Annotated in this window: 24 protein-coding genes; 10 read left to right on the top strand and 14 right to left on the bottom strand. The window is 56.6% G+C overall.

The features are described from left to right. Nucleotides 1–92: 92 nt before the first annotated feature. Entirely contained in the window at nt 93–347 is a 255-nt protein-coding gene (locus IM295_RS19460; protein ID WP_028013508.1) for a GlsB/YeaQ/YmgE family stress response membrane protein, read from the bottom strand. A gap of 207 nt (nt 348–554) precedes the next feature. Between IM295_RS19460 and IM295_RS19455 the strand changes: the two genes are divergently transcribed. Beyond that, the gene (locus tag IM295_RS19455) at nt 555–1,286 is read left to right on the top strand and encodes a flagellar brake protein (RefSeq protein ID WP_028013509.1); all 732 of its coding nucleotides are present in this window, start codon (nt 555–557) and stop codon (nt 1,284–1,286) included. Between the two features lie 36 nt (nt 1,287–1,322). Here IM295_RS19455 and emtA read toward each other — a convergent pair whose 3' ends face one another. Then, on the bottom strand, nt 1,323–1,934 hold the full coding sequence (gene emtA / locus IM295_RS19450; protein ID WP_028013510.1) for a membrane-bound lytic murein transglycosylase EmtA: 612 nt from the start codon (nt 1,932–1,934) through the stop codon (nt 1,323–1,325). A 106-nt stretch (nt 1,935–2,040) separates the two neighbouring features. On the opposite strand from emtA, the gene ldcA reads away from it, so the two are divergent. Beyond that, nucleotides 2,041–2,955 (top strand): muramoyltetrapeptide carboxypeptidase, encoded by a 915-nt coding sequence (gene ldcA, locus IM295_RS19445; RefSeq protein ID WP_028013511.1) that lies wholly within the window; start codon nt 2,041–2,043, stop codon nt 2,953–2,955. Between the two features lie 88 nt (nt 2,956–3,043). Then, on the top strand, nt 3,044–4,777 hold the full coding sequence (locus IM295_RS19440) for a potassium/proton antiporter (RefSeq protein WP_193067199.1): 1,734 nt from the start codon (nt 3,044–3,046) through the stop codon (nt 4,775–4,777). Between the two features lie 46 nt (nt 4,778–4,823). Here IM295_RS19440 and dadX read toward each other — a convergent pair whose 3' ends face one another. Further along, on the bottom strand, nt 4,824–5,894 hold the full coding sequence (gene dadX, locus IM295_RS19435; RefSeq protein WP_028013513.1) for a catabolic alanine racemase DadX: 1,071 nt from the start codon (nt 5,892–5,894) through the stop codon (nt 4,824–4,826). Between the two features lie 9 nt (nt 5,895–5,903). Beyond that, the gene (locus IM295_RS19430; protein WP_041909503.1) at nt 5,904–7,202 is read right to left on the bottom strand and encodes a D-amino acid dehydrogenase; all 1,299 of its coding nucleotides are present in this window, start codon (nt 7,200–7,202) and stop codon (nt 5,904–5,906) included. Nucleotides 7,203–7,523: 321 nt separating this feature from the next. Here IM295_RS19430 and IM295_RS19425 point away from each other — a divergent pair, with 321 nt between their 5' ends. After that, nucleotides 7,524–9,056 carry a SpoVR family protein gene (locus tag IM295_RS19425; RefSeq protein WP_193067198.1) on the top strand — a complete coding sequence of 511 codons (1,533 nt, stop codon included), beginning with the start codon at nt 7,524–7,526 and terminating at the stop codon, nt 9,054–9,056. 45 nt (nt 9,057–9,101) lie between these two features. Here the strand turns inward: IM295_RS19425 and fadR are convergent, their stop codons facing one another. Then, on the bottom strand, nt 9,102–9,821 hold the full coding sequence (gene fadR, locus IM295_RS19420) for a fatty acid metabolism transcriptional regulator FadR (RefSeq protein ID WP_028013515.1): 720 nt from the start codon (nt 9,819–9,821) through the stop codon (nt 9,102–9,104). A 201-nt stretch (nt 9,822–10,022) separates the two neighbouring features. Between fadR and nhaB the strand changes: the two genes are divergently transcribed. Both nhaB and dsbB read left to right on the top strand, forming a co-directional pair. Beyond that, on the top strand, nt 10,023–11,561 hold the full coding sequence (gene nhaB / locus IM295_RS19415; protein ID WP_028013516.1) for a sodium/proton antiporter NhaB: 1,539 nt from the start codon (nt 10,023–10,025) through the stop codon (nt 11,559–11,561). A gap of 46 nt (nt 11,562–11,607) precedes the next feature. Then, nucleotides 11,608–12,138, top strand: coding sequence for a disulfide bond formation protein DsbB (dsbB, locus tag IM295_RS19410; RefSeq protein ID WP_028013517.1), 531 nt, complete (start codon nt 11,608–11,610; stop codon nt 12,136–12,138). Nucleotides 12,139–12,171: 33 nt separating this feature from the next. On the opposite strand, the gene IM295_RS19405 is transcribed toward dsbB, so the two are convergent. From IM295_RS19405 to IM295_RS19395, 3 genes are all read right to left on the bottom strand, one after another. Further along, complete coding sequence (locus IM295_RS19405; RefSeq protein ID WP_028013518.1) at nt 12,172–12,612, bottom strand: YcgN family cysteine cluster protein; 441 nt, start codon at nt 12,610–12,612, stop codon at nt 12,172–12,174. 93 nt (nt 12,613–12,705) lie between these two features. Continuing rightward, nucleotides 12,706–13,365: a fumarylacetoacetate hydrolase family protein gene (locus tag IM295_RS19400; protein ID WP_028013519.1), complete on the bottom strand. Its 660-nt coding sequence runs from the start codon at nt 13,363–13,365 to the stop codon at nt 12,706–12,708. Nucleotides 13,366–13,412: 47 nt separating this feature from the next. Then, nucleotides 13,413–13,688, bottom strand: coding sequence for a YcgL domain-containing protein (locus IM295_RS19395; protein ID WP_041909499.1), 276 nt, complete (start codon nt 13,686–13,688; stop codon nt 13,413–13,415). Nucleotides 13,689–13,811: 123 nt separating this feature from the next. On the opposite strand from IM295_RS19395, the gene minC reads away from it, so the two are divergent. Genes minC through minE form a run of 3 tightly spaced genes read left to right on the top strand, consistent with a single transcriptional unit; the run spans nt 13,812 to nt 15,628 of the window. Continuing rightward, nucleotides 13,812–14,519 carry a septum site-determining protein MinC gene (minC, locus tag IM295_RS19390; RefSeq protein WP_028013521.1) on the top strand — a complete coding sequence of 236 codons (708 nt, stop codon included), beginning with the start codon at nt 13,812–13,814 and terminating at the stop codon, nt 14,517–14,519. A gap of 23 nt (nt 14,520–14,542) precedes the next feature. Further along, nucleotides 14,543–15,355 carry a septum site-determining protein MinD gene (gene minD / locus IM295_RS19385; protein ID WP_028013522.1) on the top strand — a complete coding sequence of 271 codons (813 nt, stop codon included), beginning with the start codon at nt 14,543–14,545 and terminating at the stop codon, nt 15,353–15,355. A 3-nt stretch (nt 15,356–15,358) separates the two neighbouring features. Further along, nucleotides 15,359–15,628 (top strand): cell division topological specificity factor MinE, encoded by a 270-nt coding sequence (minE, locus tag IM295_RS19380; protein WP_010432714.1) that lies wholly within the window; start codon nt 15,359–15,361, stop codon nt 15,626–15,628. 74 nt (nt 15,629–15,702) lie between these two features. On the opposite strand, the gene rnd is transcribed toward minE, so the two are convergent. The 5 genes from rnd to IM295_RS19355 all read right to left on the bottom strand — a co-directional run bounded on the left by rnd (nt 15,703) and on the right by IM295_RS19355 (nt 22,082). After that, nucleotides 15,703–16,830 (bottom strand): ribonuclease D, encoded by a 1,128-nt coding sequence (gene rnd, locus IM295_RS19375; RefSeq protein WP_136343658.1) that lies wholly within the window; start codon nt 16,828–16,830, stop codon nt 15,703–15,705. Nucleotides 16,831–16,901: 71 nt separating this feature from the next. Further along, nucleotides 16,902–18,587, bottom strand: a complete 1,686-nt coding sequence (fadD, locus tag IM295_RS19370) for a long-chain-fatty-acid--CoA ligase FadD (RefSeq protein WP_072252102.1) — start codon at nt 18,585–18,587, stop codon at nt 16,902–16,904. A 203-nt stretch (nt 18,588–18,790) separates the two neighbouring features. Further along, entirely contained in the window at nt 18,791–19,372 is a 582-nt protein-coding gene (locus IM295_RS19365) for a Slp family lipoprotein (RefSeq protein ID WP_041909497.1), read from the bottom strand. Between the two features lie 37 nt (nt 19,373–19,409). Beyond that, nucleotides 19,410–20,105: a tRNA (adenosine(37)-N6)-threonylcarbamoyltransferase complex dimerization subunit type 1 TsaB gene (gene tsaB, locus IM295_RS19360; protein ID WP_047367799.1), complete on the bottom strand. Its 696-nt coding sequence runs from the start codon at nt 20,103–20,105 to the stop codon at nt 19,410–19,412. Between the two features lie 66 nt (nt 20,106–20,171). After that, nucleotides 20,172–22,082, bottom strand: a complete 1,911-nt coding sequence (locus IM295_RS19355) for an ATP-dependent DNA helicase (protein ID WP_045630788.1) — start codon at nt 22,080–22,082, stop codon at nt 20,172–20,174. Between the two features lie 133 nt (nt 22,083–22,215). Between IM295_RS19355 and IM295_RS19350 the strand changes: the two genes are divergently transcribed. After that, entirely contained in the window at nt 22,216–22,560 is a 345-nt protein-coding gene (locus tag IM295_RS19350) for a RidA family protein (protein ID WP_028013528.1), read from the top strand. A gap of 6 nt (nt 22,561–22,566) precedes the next feature. Here the strand turns inward: IM295_RS19350 and IM295_RS19345 are convergent, their stop codons facing one another. Then, a complete protein-coding gene (locus IM295_RS19345; RefSeq protein ID WP_008500497.1) occupies nt 22,567–22,749 on the bottom strand; it encodes a YoaH family protein in 183 nt (60 codons plus the stop codon). Between the last annotated feature and the right edge of the window lie 32 nt (nt 22,750–22,781).

Raw genomic sequence — 22,781 nt, 5'->3', positions numbered from 1 at the left:
TGCAATACGGAACGACAATTATTATCATTTAGATTAGCAAATCAATATGGCGGCAAAAAAAACGGCCCTCCGCAGAGAGCCGTTCTGTCATTTTATGCTCGTCGCAGTAATCTGAATATGCCCAGCACGACAATGGCTCCCACGACAGCGACCAGGAAACTGTGCATGTCGAAACCACTGATGTCACCACCAAAACCAAACATCGTCGCCAGCCAGCCGCCTACAACCGCACCAACGACCCCGAGTACGCAGGTCAAAATAAAGCCGCCGCCATCGTTTCCCGGCATGATCAGTTTTGCGATAGCGCCGGCAATAAGGCCAAAGATAATCCAGGCGATGATACCCATAGCAATGCCCTCTTGCAGATTAAACGCATGTGCAGAAAATCTTCTGCACAGCTAACTTAAGTATAGGTCATCACCGGAAAACCAGTTTCGTCTCACCGACTTATCCTGCGGACAACGGTAAAAAAATCTCACCGGTTTGTATTAAGTTTGAGGGTGGATTGCCGATAACACTAAGACAGTCTGTCATCAATCAAGGAGCCATCCGGCGTGAGTCATTACAGTGAGCAGTTCCTCAAGCAAAATCCGCTGGCTGTATTAGGGGTATTACGCGACCTGCAAAAAGGCGAAGTGCCGCTGCGCATCAGCTGGTCGAATAATCAGTTTATCAGCAAGATCCTTGACGTCTCGCAGGAGAGGCTGGTTATTGACCTGGGCAGCCTTGAGTATGAAAACCGCGCGGCGCTGAAAGCAGAGAATATCGTGGTCATGGCCGAAACCCATGGGGCCAAAGTGGAATTTGTCCTGCCGCGACTGGAACTGAGCGAATACCAGGGACTTCCGGCTTTTGTTACCCTCCTTCCTGGCAATCTCTGGTTTGTCCAGCGCCGTGAATATTTCCGCATCAGCGCCCCCCTTCATCCTGCCTATTTTTGTAAGGCCAAAATGCCGGACAAAAAAGAGATCCGCTTCCGTCTCTTTGACCTGTCGCTGGGCGGAATGGGCGCGCTGATGGATACCCCGAAGCCGGAGGGTCTGGTAGAAGGCATGCGGTTTACGCAAATAGAACTGGATATGGCGGGCTGGGGCCGTTTTTATTTCGATGCACAGCTGATTGCCATCAGCGAGCGCACGGTGGTGGACAGCAAAAATGAAACGATTACCACGCCGCGTCTGAGCTTCCGTTTTCTGAACGTCGGGCCCGGCGCGGAGCGCGAGCTGCAGCGCATTATCTATTCGCTGGAACGGGAAGCACGGGAACGTGCGAATAAGGTTCTGTAGGAAAAGTCGGGCAGCGAGCGCCGCCCGTTTGCGGCATTACATGGCATCCATCGCTTTCTGTACTTTCCAGATATAGCGAGGCGCCTGCGGTGCCGGATGATTTTTCGCCACATGCTCGACGAACTCATCTTTGTCCATGTCGTTGATCTCCTCAATCGCCTCTTTGCGGTCAGAGGAGAAAGTTCTGAGCAGCGCCCCGGCGCCGTTCACGTACGAGACCACCAGCGCGTATTGCATCACTTCCGGATCCTCAATGCCCTTCAGCACGCCGTGTTCCAGAATGCTCAGGTAAGCGGTCCCCATAGAAATATTGCGTTCCGGGTTCTTCAGCTCGCTGGTCGACGGCTGGCCGCTCCAGCCCATATAGCGGTAGACCTCTCTCCCCGCCGTAGAGGCTTTCAGCTGCATCAGCCCCACCGCGTTGGATTTGCTGACAAGCGTAGGATTGCCGCCGGACTCCACCGCAATAATGGCGGTGATCAGCCGCGGGCTGACGCCCCATGCCTTCCCGGCTTTTTCACTGATCGGCATCCACTGCATGGCCCGTTTCACCGGTACTTCCGGATTCCAGGGCGGGTTTTGATAATCATGTTTTGAACTACAGCCAGCCAGCAAAACAATCAAAAAAGCAAACCATCTCAATTTCACGTCATCTATCCTTATAGCCGGTCATCGCGGTGCGCCGCCCTTGAAGCAGGCGGCGTATACGCGGCATGATATAGACAATTAGTTTCTCATTCAGCAAGGAATTGCCATGTCTCAGTTTCATCTCATCGCGCCATCGGGCTACTGTATTAACCAGGACGCGGCGCAGCGGGGCGTTCAGCGCTTACTGGAATCCGGCCATCAGGTAGAAAATCAGACAATTATCCCCCGCCGCCAGCAGCGTTTTGCCGGAACAGAAGCGCAGAGGCTAAATGATATCAATAGCCTGGTGAACCTGAAGGGCGAAAACCGAATAGTCCTTGCGGTGCGCGGCGGCTATGGTGCGAGCAGGCTGCTTGAGAGCATTGACTGGCAGGGCCTGGCACAACGCCAGCAGCAGGATCCGCTGTTGATATGCGGCCACAGCGATTTCACCGCCATCCAGCTTGGTCTTCTGGCGCTGCATAACGTCATCACGTTTAGCGGCCCGATGCTGGCCGGTAACTTCGGCGCGCCGGAACTGGACGCGTTCACCGTGGAGCATTTCTGGCGCGCGCTGCGCAATCCCACCTACAGCGTGGAATGGCAAGGCAATGGACCGCACTGGGAATGTGAGGGCCAGCTCTGGGGCGGTAACCTGGCGATGCTGGTCTCGCTCATCGGCACGCCGTGGATGCCGCAAATCAAGGACGGCATTCTGGTGCTGGAGGATATTAACGAACATCCGTTCCGCGTCGAGCGCATGTTATTGCAGCTTTATCATGCCGGTATTCTCGATCGCCAGTCCGCGATCGTGCTGGGCAGCTTCAGCGGCTCTGCCCCGAATGACTATGATGCGGGCTACTCCCTGGAAACCATGGTCGATTTCATCCGCTCGCGGCTGGATATTCCGGTTATCACCGGTCTGGATTTCGGTCATGAGCAGCAGACCGTTACCCTTGCGCTGGGCGCGCAGGCGACGCTTACACATGATGTTTCGGGCAGTCGGTTAACGATCGGTGGTCATCCGGTCATAAAAGCATAAAAAACCCCCTTAATAAAACGCTGTTGCCGTTGTTAATATGTTAGGGTTTTAGTAACAGCGTTAACATTGAGGTGGGAGAAAGAGAACATTGGATGCCGCAGCGATAATCAGCCTTTTCATTCTGGGTTCTGTACTTGTAACCAGCAGTATTTTATTAAGTTCATTTTCATCGCGTCTTGGCATACCCATTCTTGTTATTTTCCTGGCCATCGGCATGCTGGCCGGTGTTGACGGCATCGGCGGTATCCCCTTCGATAACTATCCCTTCGCCTACATGGTGAGTAACCTCGCGCTGGCGGTGATCCTGCTCGACGGCGGGATGCGCACTCAGGCGAGCTCCTTCCGCGTGGCCTTAGGGCCTGCGCTGTCGCTGGCGACCGTCGGCGTGTTGATCACCTCCGGCCTCACCGGGATGATGGCCGCCTGGCTTTTCAATCTCAATCTCATGGAAGGCTTGCTGATTGGCGCAATCGTTGGCTCTACCGATGCGGCGGCGGTCTTTTCCCTGCTTGGGGGTAAAGGGCTTAACGAACGCGTTGGCTCAACGCTTGAGATTGAATCCGGCAGTAACGATCCGATGGCGGTGTTCCTGACCATCACGCTGATAGAGATGATCCAGCAGCACGAGACGGGCCTGAGCTGGATGTTTGCCCTGCATATTCTGCAGCAGTTCGGGCTGGGGATTGTCATCGGCCTGGCGGGGGGATACCTGTTACAGCAGACGATCAACCGCATTTCTCTGCCCTCGGGGCTTTACCCTCTGCTGGCGCTGAGCGGCGGCATTCTCATTTTTGCCGTTACCACCGCGCTGGACGGCAGCGGTATTCTCGCCGTCTACCTCTGCGGGTTCCTGATGGGCAACCGCCCTATTCGCAACCGTCATGCTATTTTGCAGAACTTTGACGGCCTGGCGTGGCTGGCGCAAATCGGCATGTTCCTGGTGCTGGGCCTGCTGGTGACCCCGTCGGACCTGCTGCCAATCGCCGTTCCGGCGCTGCTGCTGTCGGCGTGGATGATCTTCTTCGCCCGTCCGCTCTCCGTATTTGCAGGCCTGCTGCCGTTTCGGGGTTTTAACCTGCGCGAGCGCGTCTTTATCAGCTGGGTCGGCCTGCGCGGCGCGGTGCCGATTATCCTTGCGGTGTTCCCGATGATGGCTGGTCTCGACAACGCGCGGCTGTTCTTCAACGTGGCGTTCTTCGTAGTGCTGATTTCCCTGCTGTTCCAGGGCACGTCGCTCGGGTGGGCGGCGAAAAAGGCCAAAGTGGTGGTGCCGCCCGTAGGCTGGCCGGTCTCCCGCGTTGGGCTGGATATTCACCCGGAAAACCCGTGGGAGCAGTTCGTCTATCAGCTGAGCGCCGATAAATGGTGCGTGGGGGCCTCGCTGCGCGATTTGCACATGCCGACTGAAACGCGCATTGCCGCCCTGTTCCGCGATAATGTCCTCCTGCACCCGACCGGCAGCACCCGCCTGCGCGAAGGGGATATTCTGTGCGTCATTGGCCGCGAGCGCGACCTGCCCGCGCTGGGCAAGCTGTTCAGCCAGTCGCCTCCCGTGGCGCTGGACCAGCGTTTCTTCGGCGATTTTATTCTGGAAGCCAGCGCCAAGTTTGCGGATGTGGCGCTCATTTATGGCCTGGATGAAGGTGCAGAAGACGGTGATAACCCGCAAACGCTGGGCGAAATTATTCAGCAGCGGCTTGGCGCTGCGCCGGTTGTGGGTGACCAGGTGGAGTTTGCCGGGATGATCTGGACGGTGGCAGAAAAAGAAGATAACGCGGTGCGGAAGGTCGGTTTGAGGCCGATGGAAGAGGACGAGGAGTAGTTTTTTTACCGAGTGGCGGCTTCGCGTCACCCGGTAAAGATATAAGTTACACCGTCACAACCGGCACTCTTGGTGCCAGGGCACACATCAGTTCATACCCTACCGTTCCCGCCGCGGCCGCCACGTCATCAATTTTGATTTCATTGCCCCACAGCTCGACCGGTGAACCGATGCCCGCCTGCGGGCATGGCGTCAGGTCAACGGCCAGCATATCCATTGAGACGGTCCCCACCGTGCCCGTGCGCACCCCATCCACCCAAACCGGCGTGCCGGTCGGCGCGATACGCGGATAGCCGTCGGCATAACCGCCCGCGACGATGCCAATCCGCTGCTCGCCCTTCGCCCGGAAGCGGCTGCCGTAGCCTACCGTGTCGCCCGCCTTCAGCGTCTGCACGCCGATGATCTCGCTGCGCAGGGTCATGACCGGCCTCAGGCCGCTGTTGGCGATATCCTGCCACTGGCCTGAGGGTGATGCACCGTACAGAACGATCCCCGGACGCACCCAGTTATAGTGGGCTTCAGGATGCCAAAGCGTCGCCGCCGAGTTCGACAGGGAGCGCGGACAATCGAGCCCTTCAGCCGCCTGCTCAATGCGGACCATAGCATCAGCAATGCCGTCCGGTTTTTCCGCATCGGCAAAGTGCGCCATCAGCGTCATTTCGCCGACGTTTTTCAGGCCACGCAGCTGCTGCCAGACCGTATGCACCCGCTCGGGCTGGAAGCCCAGGCGGTTCATGCCGCTGTTCACCTTGAGATAAATATCCAGCGGAGCGTGGAGCTTCGCATCCTGAATGGCTTTAATCTGCCAGTTGCTGTGAACGCTGGTGGTCAGGCGATACTTATCCAGCAGCGGCAGATCGTCCGCGTGGAAGAACCCCTCCAGCAGCAGAATAGGCCCTTTCCAGCCGCGCTCGCGCAGCAGGATGGCCTCTTCCAGATTGAGTAACGCAAAACCGTCGGTCGCGCCGAGCGCGCTCCATATACGGTCAATACCGTGGCCGTAGGCGTTTGCCTTGACGACTGACCAGACGCGCGAACCAGGTGCTGCCCGGCGAACAATTTGCAGGTTTTCCTTCAGGGCCTGCAGATCCAGCTGAGCCAGAACAGGACGGGACATGACAACTCCTTAATTATGCGCGCCGTGCAGGTGCTGAGGACGCGATGGCGTAAATCCTGATTGATAGCGCGCAGCACTTAAATCGTCAAACGGAATTGCCGGCGTGCGCCCGGAAATCAGGTCGCTCAGCAGCTGGCCCGAGCCGCAGGCCATCGTCCAGCCGAGCGTGCCGTGTCCGGTATTGGTCCACAGATTTTTGTATGGCGTGCGGCCCACAATCGGCGTGCCGTCCGGGGTCATCGGACGCAGGCCGGTCCAGAACGTCGCCTGTTCCACAAACCCGCCGCGCGGGAAGAGATCGCCCACCACCATCTCCAGCGTTTCACGACGCGGCTGCAGCAGCTCGGTGTTGAAGCCGACAATCTCCGCCATGCCGCCGACGCGAATACGGTTATCGAAGCGGGTAATGGCGATTTTGTAGGTTTCATCCAGGATGGTTGACACGGGCGCCCCGCTCTCCTCTTTCACCGGGATAGTCAATGAGTAGCCCTTGAGCGGGTAGACCGGAATATCGAGGATGCCTTTCAGCATGGCGGTGGAGTAGGAACCAAACGCCATCACGTAGGCATCCGCCTTTATCACCTCGTCGCCGCACTTCACGCCGTAAATTTTTTCGCCTTCCGACAGCAGCTTGTCGACGGAGGTATTAAAGCGGAATTTCACCCCAGCCTGCTCGCACATCTGTGCCAGACGCTGGGTAAAGAGCTGACAGTCGCCGGTTTCGTCATTCGGCAGACGCAGACCGCCGGTCAGCTTGTGGGCCACTTCGGCCAGCGCGGGTTCCACCTGCCCCAGTTGGCTGGCTTCCAGCAGCTGATACGGTACACCGGCATCTTCCAGCACGGCGATATCGCGGGTGGCGTTTTCATACTGTTGCTCGGTGCGGAACAGCTGCAGCGTGCCGCCCTGACGGCCTTCGTACTCAATCCCCGTCGACGCGCGCAGGGCTTTGAGGCAGTCACGGCTGTATTCCGCCAGACGCACCATGCGGCCTTTGTTTTCCATATAGTGCCGGGTGTCACAGTTGCGCAGCATCTGCCACATCCACTTCAGCTGGAACTGCGTGCCGTCAAGGCTGATGGCCAGCGGCGCGTGGCGCTGGAACATCCATTTGATTGCCTTCAGCGGCACGCCGGGCGCCGCCCACGGGGCCGCATAGCCAGGAGAGATTTGACCGGCATTTGCCGCACTGGTTTCAAGCGCCGGGCCGGATTCACGATCGATAACGGTAACCTCATGTCCCGCCTGACTTAAATACCAGGCGCTGGTTACGCCAACGACACCACTTCCCAGTATGACAACACGCATAGCCACTCCATTATGAGCAAAAGAACAATCATCTAATTACAGATTGATAACCTAGTTGAAAATATTATTCAACATACGACTTTTTTATGGTGACTTACCTCACACATCCCCCAGCATCAGGGGACAGGGGTAATTTGGGATCTCCTGCTGAGCTTTATTTTTAACCAGCATAAAATTCTGATGAGTGCGCTTTTTTTGCCGTATCAAAAACGGGAAATCGCAAAGAAAAAATTTCTGCGCCAGCACGCTTTTTAACACGTTGATCTATGCTTGAAAGGAGGCTCTCCAGACAGAGAGAGCACCCACAACGAGGGCGCGCTAATGGCTACTATTGATTCCCTGAACAAGGACAACACACGTCTGAGCGATGGACCCGACTGGACCTTCGAGCTGCTGGATGTCTACCTCGCCGAAATCGACCGGGTGGCAAAACTGTATCGCCTGGATACCTATCCCCATCAGATTGAGGTGATTACCTCCGAACAGATGATGGATGCATACTCCAGCGTCGGGATGCCGATCAACTATCCGCACTGGTCGTTTGGTAAAAAATTCATTGAAACGGAGCGGCTGTACAAGCACGGCCAGCAGGGGCTGGCGTATGAGATCGTCATTAACTCCAACCCGTGTATCGCCTATCTGATGGAAGAGAACACCATTACCATGCAGGCGCTGGTGATGGCGCACGCCTGCTACGGCCATAACTCTTTCTTTAAAAATAACTATCTGTTCCGCAGCTGGACGGACGCCAGCTCCATCGTCGATTACCTGATCTTCGCGCGTAAATACATTACCGACTGTGAAGAGCGCTACGGCGTGGACGAGGTAGAGAAGCTGCTCGACTCCTGCCACACGCTGATGAACTACGGCGTGGACCGCTATAAACGCCCGCAGAAAATCTCACTGCAGGAGGAGAAAGCCCGGCAGAAAAGCCGCGAGGAGTATCTGCAGAGCCAGGTAAACATGCTGTGGCGCACCCTGCCGAAGCGTGAGGAGGAAAAAACGATTGCCGAAGCGCGTCGTTACCCGTCCGAGCCGCAGGAAAACTTGCTCTATTTTATGGAGAAGAACGCCCCGCTGCTGGAGCCGTGGCAGCGCGAGATTTTGCGTATCGTGCGTAAGGTGAGCCAGTATTTCTATCCGCAGAAACAGACCCAGGTGATGAACGAAGGCTGGGCAACATTCTGGCACTACACCATTCTCAACCATCTGTATGACGAGGGGAAAGTCACCGAGCGGTTCATGATGGAATTCCTCCACAGCCATACTAACGTGGTGTTCCAGCCGCCCTACAACAGCCCGTGGTACAGCGGGATTAACCCGTATGCGCTGGGCTTTGCGATGTTCCAGGATATTAAGCGCATCTGCCAGTCGCCAACGGAAGAGGACAAGTACTGGTTCCCGGATATCGCCGGTTCTGACTGGCTGGAAACGCTGCATTTTGCGATGCGCGACTTTAAGGATGAGAGCTTTATCAGCCAGTTCATGTCGCCGAAGATCATGCGCGATTTCCGCTTCTTCACCGTGCTGGACGATGACCGCAACAACTATCTGGAGATCTCCGCGATCCACAACGAGGAAGGGTACCGGGAGATCCGCTCGCGCCTCTCCTCCCAGTACAACCTGAGCAACCTTGAACCCAATATTCAGGTGTGGAACGTGGACCTGCGCGGCGACCGCTCCCTGACGCTGCGCTATATTCCGCACAACCGCGCGCCGCTGGATAAAGGACGTAAAGAGGTGCTGAAGCACGTGCACCGCCTGTGGGGCTTTGACGTGCAGCTGGAGCAGCAAAATGAGGACGGCAGCGTGGAGCTGCTGGATCGGTGCCCGGCGCGGTTGAATACGCTGTAGCGCCACCGGGCGAAAAAAAACCTCTCGATTGAGAGGTTTTTTATTTTAGCGACTCTGAATCGCCAAATCGCCCGGCAGCGTTTTCTGCATACGGTGCCAGATTTCACCGGAGTCGTGGCCGTAGCGGCGTACGGTTTCATAAACCTGATCGTGCAGGCCTTCGGTGCAGAGCTTGCTCAGCTTATGGTAGAAGCCCAGCGCCAGACTGCGGGCTTCAGGGTTAGCGAAGTAGTGACGACCAATGCGGGTATAGAGCCCTTTCATACCGTTGAGGATCAGGCCGTAAACCGGGTTGCCGGAGGCAAACGCCAGGCCGCGAAACACGTTGTAATCGAGGGTGGCAAAGGCGTCGGCGTGATCTTCAACTTCATTCGCGCTGGCCAGCACCGCAAGCGCATCTTCAGGATGCTGACGGAAAGCGGTACGAATAAAAATAGTCGCGATGTTGGTGCGCACGGAGAGCAGATTATCAATCAGCTGCGGCACGCTTTCGTGGTCGAGGCGCGCCAGCGTTTCAAGAATGTTCAGCCCCGAGGTTTCCCAGAAGTTGTTTACCTTTGTTGGCTTGCCGTGCTGGATCGTCAACCATCCATCACGCGCCAGTCGCTGAAGCACTTCACGCAGCGTGGTGCGAGTGACGCCAATCAGTTCAGAGAGTTCGCGTTCAGCCGGAAGAATGGACCCCGCAGGGAAACGATTATTCCAGATGCTTTCAATGATGTACTCTTCCGCGAAACCCGCCGGGCTCTGCGCCTTAATGACCATAGTGAGATTTCCATTACACAGCTTTTTGCAAATTGGACTCATCATACCAGAGGCGTGCAACGGCAGGTAGCGCGGCAAAGTGAGAAAAGAGGGATCGCCGTTTCATTTTTGTGAAATTTACAATGCGGTCTTATCCGCCTCCGGGCCGCGATTTTTGCGTATACTGATGTTTTGTATTACTTAACGGGAAGGACGTCTGTTGTGGAAATTTCTTTTGGGCGCGCGCTGTGGCGCAATTTTTTAGGTCATTCTCCTGACTGGTACAAACTGATACTGCTGGTTTTCCTGGTCGTTAATCCCATCATTTTTAGCGTGGATCCGTTTATCGCAGGGTGGCTGCTGGTGGCGGAATTTATCTTCACCCTGGCCATGGCGCTGAAGTGTTATCCCCTGCTGCCCGGCGGTTTGCTGGCGTTTGAAGCCGTTGTCATCGGCATGACGTCCGCAGAGCATGTAAAAGCAGAGCTGGCCTCCAATCTGGAAGTGCTCCTGCTACTCATTTTTATGGTGGCCGGTATCTACTTTATGAAACAGCTGCTGCTGTTTATCTTTACCCGCCTGCTGCTGAGCATTACGTCAAAAACGATCCTCTCGCTGGCGTTTTGCCTTGCCGCCGCCTTTCTGTCGGCCTTCCTGGATGCGCTCACCGTTGTCGCGGTGGTGATCAGCGTCGCCGTCGGATTTTACGGCATTTATCACCGCGTGGCCTCCTCTCGCCCAAGTGAGGATTTACAGGACGATAGCCACGTCGAGGCGCATAACCGCGACGTGCTGGAACAGTTCCGCGCGTTTCTGCGCAGCCTGATGATGCACGCAGGGGTCGGTACGGCGTTGGGCGGCGTGATGACCATGGTGGGCGAGCCGCAAAACCTGATCATCGCGAAAGCGGCTGAATGGCATTTTGGCGAGTTTTTCCTGCGCATGGCCCCCGTCAGCGTGCCTGTGCTGGTCTGCGGGTTAGCGACCTGCATTCTGGTCGAAAAATTCAGGCTGTTCGGCTACGGCGCACAGCTGCCTGAACCGGTCCGCAAAGAACTGCATAAATTTGACGAGCAGAGCCGCAAACAGCGTACGCGCCAGGAGACGCTGCGTCTGATTGCGCAGGGGATCATTGGCATCTGGCTTATCGCCGCGCTGGCGTTGCATCTTGCCGAAGTCGGGTTGATTGGCCTCTCCGTCATTATTCTTGCCACCACCTTTAGCGGGGTAACGGACGAACATGCTATTGGTAAAGCCTTTACCGAAGCCCTGCCGTTTACCGCGCTGCTGGCGGTCTTTTTTGCGGTCGTGGCGGTGATTATTGACCAACACCTTTTCGCACCGATTATCGCGTTTGTGCTTCAGGCCTCGCCGGACTCGCAGCTTACGCTGTTCTATCTCTTTAACGGTCTGTTGTCCTCTATTTCCGATAACGTCTTTGTCGGGACGGTGTATATCAATGAGGCCAAAGCGGCGATGGAGCAAGGGATCGTCAGCACCGGGCAGTTCGACCTGCTGGCGGTAGCCATCAACACCGGAACAAACCTGCCCTCCGTTGCAACACCTAACGGCCAGGCGGCATTTCTCTTCCTGCTGACCTCAGCGCTGGCACCGCTCATACGACTTTCTTATGGAAGAATGGTCTGGATGGCGCTGCCGTACACGCTGGTGCTCACCGTTGTTGGTTTGCTGTGCATCAAAATTACTCTCGTTCCCTGTACGCAATGGCTGCTTCAAGCGGGTATACTTGCGGCGCATTAAAATTCGTTTACACTGCGCTTTCTAAGCATGTTCCAGGGAAATGATTATGTTGAGATTTTTAAACCAGTGCTCCCGCGGTCGCGGAGCGTGGTTGTTGATGGCCCTGACCGCCTTTGCGCTGGAAATGGTTGCGCTGTGGTTCCAGCACGTGATGGGACTCAAGCCCTGCGTGCTGTGCATCTACGAGCGCTGCGCGCTGTTCGGCATTATGGGTGCAGGCCTGGTGGGCGCAATTGCCCCAAAAACGCCGTTGCGCTACGTCGGTATTGCCATCTGGCTGTACAGCGCCTGGAAAGGGATTGAGCTTTCCTGGCAGCACACCATGATGCAGCTGCATCCGTCACCGTTTATGACCTGTGATTTCGCCGCCCGCTTCCCGAGCTGGCTGCCGCTGGATAAGTGGCTTCCGCAGGTGTTTGTCGCATCCGGTGACTGCTCCGTACGTCAGTGGGAATTCCTGACGCTGGAGATGCCGCAGTGGCTGGTGGGCATTTTTGTGGCCTACTTCGTCGTGGCGCTGCTGGTGCTGATCGCTCAGCCGTTCAAACCGAAGAAACGCGATTTGTTTGGAAGGTAAAAGCAAAAACCCGCCACGGCGGGTTTTTTATTATCACCGATTAGGGTGATTCATGATGTGATCTTCCCAGTCCCGTACCTCGGACTCCTTCACCGCAATGTGGCGTACCGAGATACGCTCGCCGTGCATCGCCGCTTTTGAACCGGTCAGCAGAGGATGCCAGGCCGGTAGATCTTTCCCTTCCGCCAGCAGGCGATACGCGCAGGTGTGCGGCAGCCACTCAAAAGTCGGCAGATTTTCACGGGTGAGCTTGATGCAGTCCGGCTCGAACTCAAAGCGGCGTTCGTAGTTGCGGCACTGGCAGGTTTTAATGTTCAGCTGCCTGCAGGCGACGTTGGTGAAATAGATCTCATCGGAGTCTTCATCCATCAGCTTGTGCAGGCAGCACTGCCCGCAGCCGTCGCACAACGATTCCCACTCCGCGTCGGTCATTTGGTCAAGAGTTTTGCTTTGCCAGAAAGGAATGTCGTTCATCAGGATGTCCACACGTCAAAAGAAAGCGCACCTTATAACGAGTCTGGCACGTGGTTGCAAGTTTTGCCGCCCTTTGCAGGCGGCAAGATGCGGTTACAGCACGCGGGTTTTTAGCGACAGACCGTTAAAACCGACCTCAAGCTCATCGCCGCTGGCGAGCGGGCCCACGCCTTCCGGCGTGCCGGTGAGGATCACATCGCCCGGCTTCAGGGTGAAGAAACGGCTCATGTAGGCGATCAGCGGCACGATCTTGTGGATCATATCTGCCGTGGTGCCCTGCTGGCGGATCTCGCCGTTAACCTTCAGGCTGAGCGGAGTGTCCTGCGGATCGTTGGTAAATTCATTCACCGGAACAAACCCTGAAATCGGACATGCGTTATCAAAGCCTTTGGCTTTTTCCCACGGCTGCCCTGCCTTCTTCATTTTGCCCTGCACGTCGCGCAGGGTCAGATCCAGCGCCACGCCGTAGCCGGCAATCGCTTTCTCGACATGCTCTTCGGAAGCCTGGCGCAGCGTGGCGCCGATCAGCACGGCAAGCTCTACTTCGTGATGTACCGACCCCAGCCCCTGCGGCAGCGCCAGCGGCTGGCGGATGTCGCAGAGCGCCGTCTCGGGCTTAATAAACAGGACCGGCTCTTCTGGGGTTGCGCTGCCCATCTCCTGAATATGCTTCGCATAGTTGCTGCCCACGCAGACCACTTTGCTGACGGGATAATCCAGTAATGCACCTTGCCAGTTATGATGTTGATACATGCTCGACCCCTAATCGGTTGATGTGTTATGCCCGAAAACAGCTGAGGCTATTTTTTCCCGGACGCCTCGAGGTGCTGTTTTAATAAATTCTCAGGCGGCGGTGGAAGCTGTAAATAATAGCCCTGCTCGGCTAATGCCGTTTTCACTTTTTCCAGATCGGCATTCACCAGTTTCTTACGGCCGTCCAGCGGCAGCAGCATCGCCAGCTGTGGTCGGCCAAAGTTCTTCATTAATTCTTCCGGCACGCGTGAAAAATCGTCTTTCTTTTCGACATAAAGATAGGTCTGGTCACGGCTTGTACTTCTGTAGATCACACAAAACATGTTTTTACTCTGAATTAATCGGTGGTTGCTTGCCTCAATATACTCCTGACTATAACATGCCTGATACTCTTCGGAATATCGCAGCGAATGGTTGCGGTTAATAGCAAATTGAGTAAGGCCAGGATGTCAAACACGCCCATCGAGCTTAAAGGCAGTAGCTTCACCTTATCAGTGGTTCATTTGCATGATGCAAAACCCGAGGTTATTCGTCAGGCGTTAGAAGACAAAATCGCCCAGGCTCCCGCCTTTCTGAAGCACGCCCCCGTCGTCATCAACGTCAGCGGTCTTGAGGCGCCGGTTAACTGGACACGTCTCCAGCAGGCGGTCTCCTCTACCGGGCTGCGTATTGTCGGCATCAGCGGCTGCAAAGATCCCGAGCTGAAAGCGGAAATCGACCGTGCGGGGCTGCCTCTTCTTAATGAAGGCAAAGAAAAAACCCCGCGTGCAGCACCCGCTGCCGTACAAACGCCCCCTCCTGCGGCGCAAAACGTTACCGCTCTCACAAAAACGCGAATGATTGATGTGCCGGTTCGTTCCGGTCAGCGCATTTATGCGCCAAACTGTGATCTAATTGTTACAAGCCACGTCAGCGCTGGCGCAGAGCTTATTGCAGATGGCAATATTCACGTTTACGGTATGATGCGTGGACGTGCGCTCGCGGGCGCAAGTGGCGATCGGGACGCGCAAATATTTTGTACTCACCTGACGGCGGAACTGGTGTCCATCGCAGGTGAATATTGGCTGAGCGACAAGATCCCAGCCGAATTTTATGGCAAAGCGGCTCGCCTGCTTCTGGCAGACGACGCGTTGACCGTTCAACCGTTGAATTAATCCCTTTTTAACAAGGAATTTCTATGGCACGCATTATTGTTGTTACTTCGGGTAAAGGAGGCGTTGGCAAGACCACCTCCAGCGCGGCCATCGCTACTGGTTTGGCCCAGAAGGGAAAGAAAACCGTCGTTATCGACTTCGATATCGGTCTGCGTAACCTCGACCTCATCATGGGATGTGAGCGTCGCGTCGTATATGACTTCGTGAACGTCATTCAGGGCGATGCCACGCTGAACCAGGCGCTGATTAAAGACAAGCGCACCGAGAACCTCTTCATTCTTCCGGCTTCTCAGACGCGTGATAAAGATGCCCTGACCCGTGAAGGCGTGGAAAAGGTGCTCGACGAGCTGAAAAAAATGGAGTTCGACTTCATCGTCTGTGACTCCCCTGCCGGCATTGAAACCGGTGCCCTGATGGCGCTCTACTTTGCTGATGAAGCGATCATCACCACCAACCCGGAAGTCTCCTCCGTGCGTGACTCCGACCGTATTCTCGGTATTCTGGCCTCCAAATCCCGCCGTGCGGAAAATGGCCAGGATCCGATCAAAGAGCACCTGCTGCTGACCCGCTATAACCCGGGTCGCGTAAACAAAGGTGACATGCTGAGCATGGAAGACGTGCTGGAGATCCTGCGCATTAAACTGGTTGGCGTTATCCCGGAAGACCAGTCCGTGTTACGCGCCTCTAACCAGGGCGAGCCCGTGATCCTTGATACAACGGCAGATGCAGGTAAAGCTTACGCCGATACCGTTGACCGTCTGCTGGGAGAAGAACGTCCTTTCCGCTTCATTGAAGAAGAGAAGAAAGGTTTCCTCAAACGCCTGTTCGGAGGATAAGTTATGGCATTACTGGACTTTTTTCTCTCGCGGAAAAAAAGCACCGCCAACATCGCAAAAGAACGCCTGCAAATTATCGTTGCGGAGCGTCGTCGTAGCGACGCCGAGCCTCACTACCTGCCGCAGCTGCGCAAGGACATCCTGGAAGTGATCTGTAAGTATGTGCAGATTGACCCGGAGATGGTCACCGTACAGCTGGAGCAAAAAGACGGGGATATTTCGATTCTGGAGCTGAACGTAACGCTTCCGGAAGCGGAAGAGTCGCGTCCGTAGGTTCCTGGTGTCGTAGCCCCGGTAAGCGCAGCGCCACCGGGGAGAATATGCCGGGTATATCGCCCGGCATATTTTTATCGCGGATAACCTTCCAGCAAGGTATTCAGGCGATCGGCCATCAATACCCCGCGCCAGCCAGCCATCAGTTCCGGCACGCCATTCTGCGGTTTCAGCTTCCAGTGCCAGTTCAGCAGCTGGTTAATTTGTCTGCGTGACGCCAGCAGTTCAGCGCTCAGCTTGCTTTCCGTTGCGACATCCTGCACCAGCGCTTTGATATCCTTAAATGCTTTACGATAGCCCGGCATATCCATGAGATTCAGCAGCGTCTCAGGCAGTGCATCCTCCGGCAGCGCCTGCGCTTTGGCGACCAGCGCCAGCAGGGTTTTACCATGGAAACGGATCTCGCTGCCGGAAAGGCCAATGCTGTCCAGCTCGCCCAGGCTGCCCGGCATATAGCGCGCGACCGCCCAGAGATGCTCTTCACGCACCACAAAATTCACGGCCAGATCGCGCTCGCGCGCTTTACGCAAACGCCAGTCCGCTAACAGCTGCAGGCAGGCCAGCTGACGCGTGCGAAGCTGCCAGGCGTTGGTGATATCACGCCAGGCCTCTTTCGGGTCAACCACTTCCTGGCGACGCTGCTGCGTCATACGGCACTCGTCCAGCGCGGCAGAGAGCCAGCCGGAGGCTTCCGCCTCTTTCATCAGCTGTCCGGCAATCGGCAGCAGGTAAAACACGTCTGCCGCCGCATATTCCAGCTGACGCTCGGTAAGCGGACGCGCCAGCCAGTCGGTACGGGATTCACTTTTATCCAGCGTCAGGCCCGTGTACTCCTCCACCATGGAGGCAAAGCCCCACGATAGCGGACGACCGCTGAACGCCGCGAGGATCTGCGTATCAATCAGCGGCTGAGGCATGATGCCAAAGGTGTTAAGAAAGACTTCCAGATCTTCACTGCCCGCGTGCAGATATTTCGTTACCGCAGTATCCAGCAGCAGGTCACGCATCGGCGCCCAGTCGGTAATGCCGAGCGGGTCGATCAGCGAGACGTGCTTACCGTCGTACATCTGTATCAAACCCAGCTGTGGATAATAGGTGCGAGTACGGACAAACTCGGTATCCAGAGCGATGGCAGGAAAGTCGCGCGTCACTTCGCACAGCGAAGCCAGCTCGTCGTTGGTCGTGATCATCTGGTAATTCAAATCGGATTCTCTTTTGTTTGCGCCCATAAAAAACGCCGGCTTAACCGGCGTCTGGGCGATTAACGTGAAGCTCAGGCCTTATTGTCTACTTTGGCACGGGCTTCGTCACGTAATTCTCGTCGTAATATCTTCCCGACGTTGGATTTCGGCAGCTCATCGCGGAATTCCACCAGCTTCGGCACCTTATAGCCCGTCAGCTGACGGCGACAAAACGTTATCAGCGCTTCCTCGGTAAGAGAAGGATCTTTCTTGACCACAAATATCTTCACCGCTTCACCGCTGCTGCCGGAAGGAACGCCCACCGCCGCCACTTCCAGCACGCCGCTGTGCTGCATCACCACGTCTTCGATTTCGTTCGGATAGACGTTGAAGCCGGAGACCAGGATCATATCTTTTTTGCGATCGACGATGCGCAGGAAGCCTTCGTCATCCATCACCGCAATATCGCCGGTGTGAAGCCAGCCGTCTTTAATGATTTCGTCGGTCGCATCAGGACGCTGCCAGTAACCCAGCATCACCTGCGGCCCTCTGACGCACAGCTCGCCCGGCTCGCCGTGAGGCACTTCGTTATCCTCATCATCCACCAGCTTTGCTTCCGTCGACGGGACCGGCAGGCCGATACTGCCGCTGTGGTAGTCGATATCGTGCGGGTTGACGCTCACCAGCGGGGCACACTCCGTCAGGCCGTAGCCTTCCAGCAGATATTGCCCGGTTAGCTTTACCCAGCGCTCGGCCACCGCCTGCTGAACCGGCATGCCGCCGCCCGCGGAGAGATGCAGCGTGGAGAAATCAAGCTGCTGGAACTCTTTGTTGTTGAGCAGCGCGTTAAACAGGGTGTTCACCCCGGTCATGGCGGTAAACGGGTATTTTGCCAGCTCTTTCACCAGACCCGGGATATCGCGCGGGTTGGTGATCAATACGTTTTGCCCGCCCAGCTCGATAAACAACAGGCAGTTCATGGTCAGCGCGAAGATGTGATACAGCGGCAGCGCGGTAATTACCAGCTCTTTACCCGGATGCAGCAGCGGCCCGTAGGTGGCATTAACCTGCTCAAGGTTCGCCAGCATGTTGCGGTGGGTCAGCATCGCCCCTTTGGCCACGCCGGTGGTGCCGCCTGTGTATTGCAGGAAGGCCAGGTCTTCGGAGACGACTTCAGGCTTGACGTACTGCATGCGATAGCCCGCATGCAGCGCGCGGCGGAAAGAGATAGCATCCGGCAGATGGTATTTTGGTACCAGACGTTTGACGTATTTAACGACAAAGTTGACCAGCGTCCCTTTGGCGGTGGAAAGCTGATCGCCCATGCGCGTCAGGATGACGTGCTTCACCTGGGTTTTGTCGACCACTTTTTCCAGGGTATGGGCAAAGTTAGAAACAATGACAATCGCCACCGCCCCGCTGTCGTTCAGCTGATGTTCAAGCTCGCGCGGCGTGTAAAGCGGGTTAACGTTGACCACAATCATCCCGGCACGCAGGATGCCAAACAGCGCCACCGGGTATTGCAGCAGGTTCGGCATCATCAGCGCGACGCGATCCCCTTTTTGCAGCCCAAGTCCTTCCTGCAGATAAGCCGCAAACGCCCGGCTACGCTCCTCAAGCTTACGGAACGTCATCACCTCGCCCATATTCACAAACGCGGGCTGGTCTGCGTAACGTCTTACCGAGTGCTCAAATAATTCCACCAGGGATTGATAACGGTCAGGATTGATCTCCGCAGGCACATCTGCGGGATAACGGTTAAGCCAAACCTTTTGCAATGCATCACCTCTGAAATGAGTGTTCGTCGTCATCACAGCCCCGATAATAAACAGTTTGTTAACATTATATTAACTCAGCGTACCAGTTTATTAATTGTTCAGATTGCAGGTTGCGAAGCGCGTCACTCTTTTTTTTCGTTTTATCCGTAAAAAAACAGAGACAGCGGCTGAGCCGCTGTCTCTTTCTTAACAATAACAGTAAGTTACTCAGTTACGATCGTTTGCACCTGTGCAGGGCCTGGGTTATACCAGCCCCATCCCGGATAACCGTAACGGTAAGGATGTGGGCCCCACATCCACGGGTCGATTGGCTGAGGCGGCATCACCACCTGCTGGGCGATACGCCAGCGCTTATAGCCGTTCACCTGCATGGTCATAAATTTGTACGGCGTGTTGCCGATTTTGCCCTGCACCGAACCGGTAATCGGCCCGACAACGGTTACCAGCTGTCCGCGAAAATCGACCGGGTCGAGGAAACCACTAACGTCGGCATAGATACGCCCGCGAGAGGCTTCACCGAGTACGGGACGCGCGCCGCTGTCGAGCGGTACCGTGGCAATTTCCAGACGGGTTTTCCCCTGCTGGTTCTGCACGTCGATCACTTTCCCACCGAAGCGGGCTTCCTGGCCGACGTAAAGCTCGGGCGCATTCATTACCCGAACCAGATCCTGCTGTGGCGTCGGGCTGCTGCCCTTGATCGCATCAGGTACGGTTACGCAACCGCTCAGTGCTATGGCAACCGCGCCTGCCATAAAAAGGCGTACTACTTTAGTCTGAACCGCCATGATGCGACTCCTTTTTCTCAGTTCCTGTTACTGAGATTCATTCGCGGCCCGGAAGTTTCTTCCACGCGACGGTGTTTCGCAAATAAACCGGCTCCGCATGTTCAACGGCAACGGTTTTTCCTGCTGCAAGCAGTTGACGGGCAATCGGGAGCATATCTTCCGCCGCAGGCAGGAGCATGTTGCCGTCCACCAGCGTCACGCCGGTGCCGCTCGCCATCTCTGGCCACGCCGGCCAGCCCGTGCCGACCGTCGCCCACTCGCCGGACAGCTGCTTCAGGCGTTCAGTAACGGCTTCAGGCTTAAGCACTGCTTCCGTCTCTTCGCCGTGCCACACGCCGTTTTCATCGCGGGTATATTCCGCCCAGTAAACTTCACCCATGCGAGCGTCAATAGCGGCGAGCACGCGGGTCGCGCCCGTCATGCGCCAGGCTCCCTCCGCCATCGTCGCAAGCGTAGAGACGCCGATCATCGGCAGGTCAGCGCCCAGCGCCAGCCCCTGCGCGATGCCAATCCCAATGCGCACGCCCGTAAAGCTGCCGGGGCCGCGGCCAAAGGCCAGCGCGTCGAGGTCGGTTAAGGTGGTGTTGCCCTGGGTTAAAATGGCTTTTACCAGGGGCAGAATACGCTGGGTGTGTTCCCGTGGGCACTCTTCGAAATGAGCAGAAACAGCACCGTCGTTTAACAGAGCAACAGAGCAAGCCTCTGTCGCGGTATCAATAGCCAGAATTCGCATCAGTCGTCGCGCTCTCGCAAGGGTCAGTCACAAAATGGCGCGCATCTTAGCACACTCCGGAGCGAATTACTCCGCCGTTGGGTTTGCCAGGAAACGCACCGCGCGTTTAATGTCCCGCGTACGCGGGGCGGGCGGCAGGCTGGCGAGGAACGTTGCGCCGTAAGGACGCATCACCAGGCGGTTATCGCAGATCACCAGCACGCCGCGGTCGGTGACGTCACGGATCAGTCGCCCTACCCCCTGCTTAAGCGTGATGACCGCGTCCGGTAGTTGAACGTCGTCGAACGGATCGCCGCCGCGCAGGCGGCAGTCTTCCATCCGCGCCTTGAGCAGCGGATCGTCCGGCGACGTGAACGGCAGCTTATCGATGATCACCAGCGAGAGCGTGTCGCCGCGCACGTCCACCCCTTCCCAGAAGCTGCTGGTTGCCACCAGCAGGGCATTACCGGCGCTGACGAACTGCTGGAGCAGCTGGCCTTTACTGGTTTCCCCCTGCAGCAGCACCGGGAGGGTCATGGTGGCGCGAAACTGCTCGGCGAGATCGCGCATCATGGCGTGTGAGGTGCAGAGCATAAAGCAGCGCCCGTTGTTGGCCTCAATCATCGGCTTGAGCATCGCTGCGAGATGCCGCGCCGCCCCCGGCTGGTTCGGCAGCGGGAGATTGCGTGGCACGCAGAGCAGCGCCTGCTTTTCGTAATCAAACGGGCTGGGCAGCAGCAGTGATTCCGCCTGCTCAATACCGAGGCGCTCGGTGAAGTGGTGCAGATCGTCATTTACAGACAGGGTTGCGGAAGTGAAGATCCAGCTTCCCGGCTTCTGCGCCATCACCTCTTTGAATTTATCGGCCACCGTCAGCGGCGTGAGCGCGAGGGTAAAGTGGCGCGAGGTGCATTCATACCAGTAGCTGTATCCCGGCTGGTTGATCTCTTTTAGCCGTTTGAGCCGCCCGCGATAGAGCGTGGCGCGCTCGAAGGCGGCGTCAAGCAGCGCGGAGCGTCCGAGGGACAGCTTCGCCACGTCGTAGCAGAGCTCAAGTGCATCATCGAGCAGCAGCAGCGCGCGCTGGATATTTTTGTCCGCCAGCAGTTCGCGCAGGTTGCCGCGATAGCCCGGCTCGCCAAGCTGTAAGCGGAAATCCTGCGCGCTTTGCGCCAGACGGTCGGCACACTTCTGCAGCTGCTGGGTATCTTTGAGTTCGGTCCGGTAGGCAATGGTAAAATCTTTCGCCAGATCCTGTAGCTGGCGGCTGGAGAGCGACTGGCCGAAATACTGGCTGGCGATATCCGGCAACTGATGGGCTTCATCGAAGATCATCACGTCCGCCTCCGGGATCAGCTCGCCGAAACCGCTGTCCTTAACCACCATGTCCGCGAGGAACAGGTGGTGGTTCACCACCACCACGTCTGCGTCCATCGCGGTTTTGCGCGCTTTCACCACAAAACAGTCTTTATACAGCGGGCAGTCGCTACCGAGGCAGTTGTCGTTGGTGCTGGTCACCAGCGGCCAGGCCGGGGAGTCTTCCGGCACGCTTGCGCAGGTGCTGATATCGCCCTCTTCGGTCTGGTTCGCCCAGGCGCGCAGGATAATGACGTCGCTCAGGGTTTGTACCGGCAGATCGCCGCCCGCCAGCGCCTGCTGTTCAAGACGTTCCAGGCAGAGATAGTTGGAGCGCCCCTTCAGCAGGGCCAGACGGCCTTTATATTTCAGCGCCTTTGCCACCGTGGGCAAGTCGCGGCTGTAGAGCTGATCCTGCAGCGCTTTCGATCCGGTGGAAATTATCACCTTCTTTTTCGCCCGCAGCGCCGGCGCAAGGTAAGCATAGGTCTTACCCGTGCCGGTTCCGGCTTCAACCACCAGCGGCTGGGCCTTATCAATGGCGCGGGCAACGGCGTGCGCCATCTGTCGCTGAGGCTCACGGGGCTTGAAGCCGGGGATCGCCTGCGCTAATTGACCTTCAGGGGAAAAATCGTCTGCCACGTTGCTCTCTCACTGTATTTTTGCACAGGGATTATGTCAGCCCATCTTCTCCTGTGCCACCCCAAATAGTGACGACGGCAGAACAATATGGCAGTCTTGCCGCCTGACGACGAAAAATAACGAGGAAACGTTTATGACAATTGTGCGCATTGATGCCGAAGCCCGCTGGTCTGATGTGGTGATCCATAACCAGACGCTGTATTACACCGGTGTACCGTCAAATCTGGACGCGGATGCGTTCGAACAGACGGCGAATACCCTGGCGCAGATTGATGCCGTGCTGGAAAAACAGGGCAGCGATAAATCCCGCATTCTGGATGCGACCATTTTCCTGGCAAATAAAGACGATTTCGCGGCGATGAATAAAGCCTGGGATGCGTGGGTGGTGGCGGGTCACGCGCCTGTACGCTGCACCGTACAGGCCACGCTGATGAAACCGGAATACAAGGTTGAGATCAAGATTATCGCGGCGGTTTAAGCCCGATTACTCTTCATCTTCATCCTCAAAACGCGCCACGATTCGCTCGCCGGTATGGGTGGCGCGCAGCTCCTCCGCCACCTGGGAAATCGCCTGTCCGCTGCTCATCCCCTGGGACATCAGTTCCTGAATTCGCTCAACCGCTTTCTGCTGCTGTTCATGGCTCAGAGAAGGTAAACCTGCAAACATCGTCAACTCCTGCTAAATTATTCGCGCTAATT

It is taken from the genome of Enterobacter cloacae complex sp. P14RS (genome assembly GCF_014895895.1).
Lineage (GTDB): Bacteria > Pseudomonadota > Gammaproteobacteria > Enterobacterales > Enterobacteriaceae > Enterobacter > Enterobacter bugandensis.
This window is presented reverse-complemented; position numbering and strand designations above follow the sequence as displayed.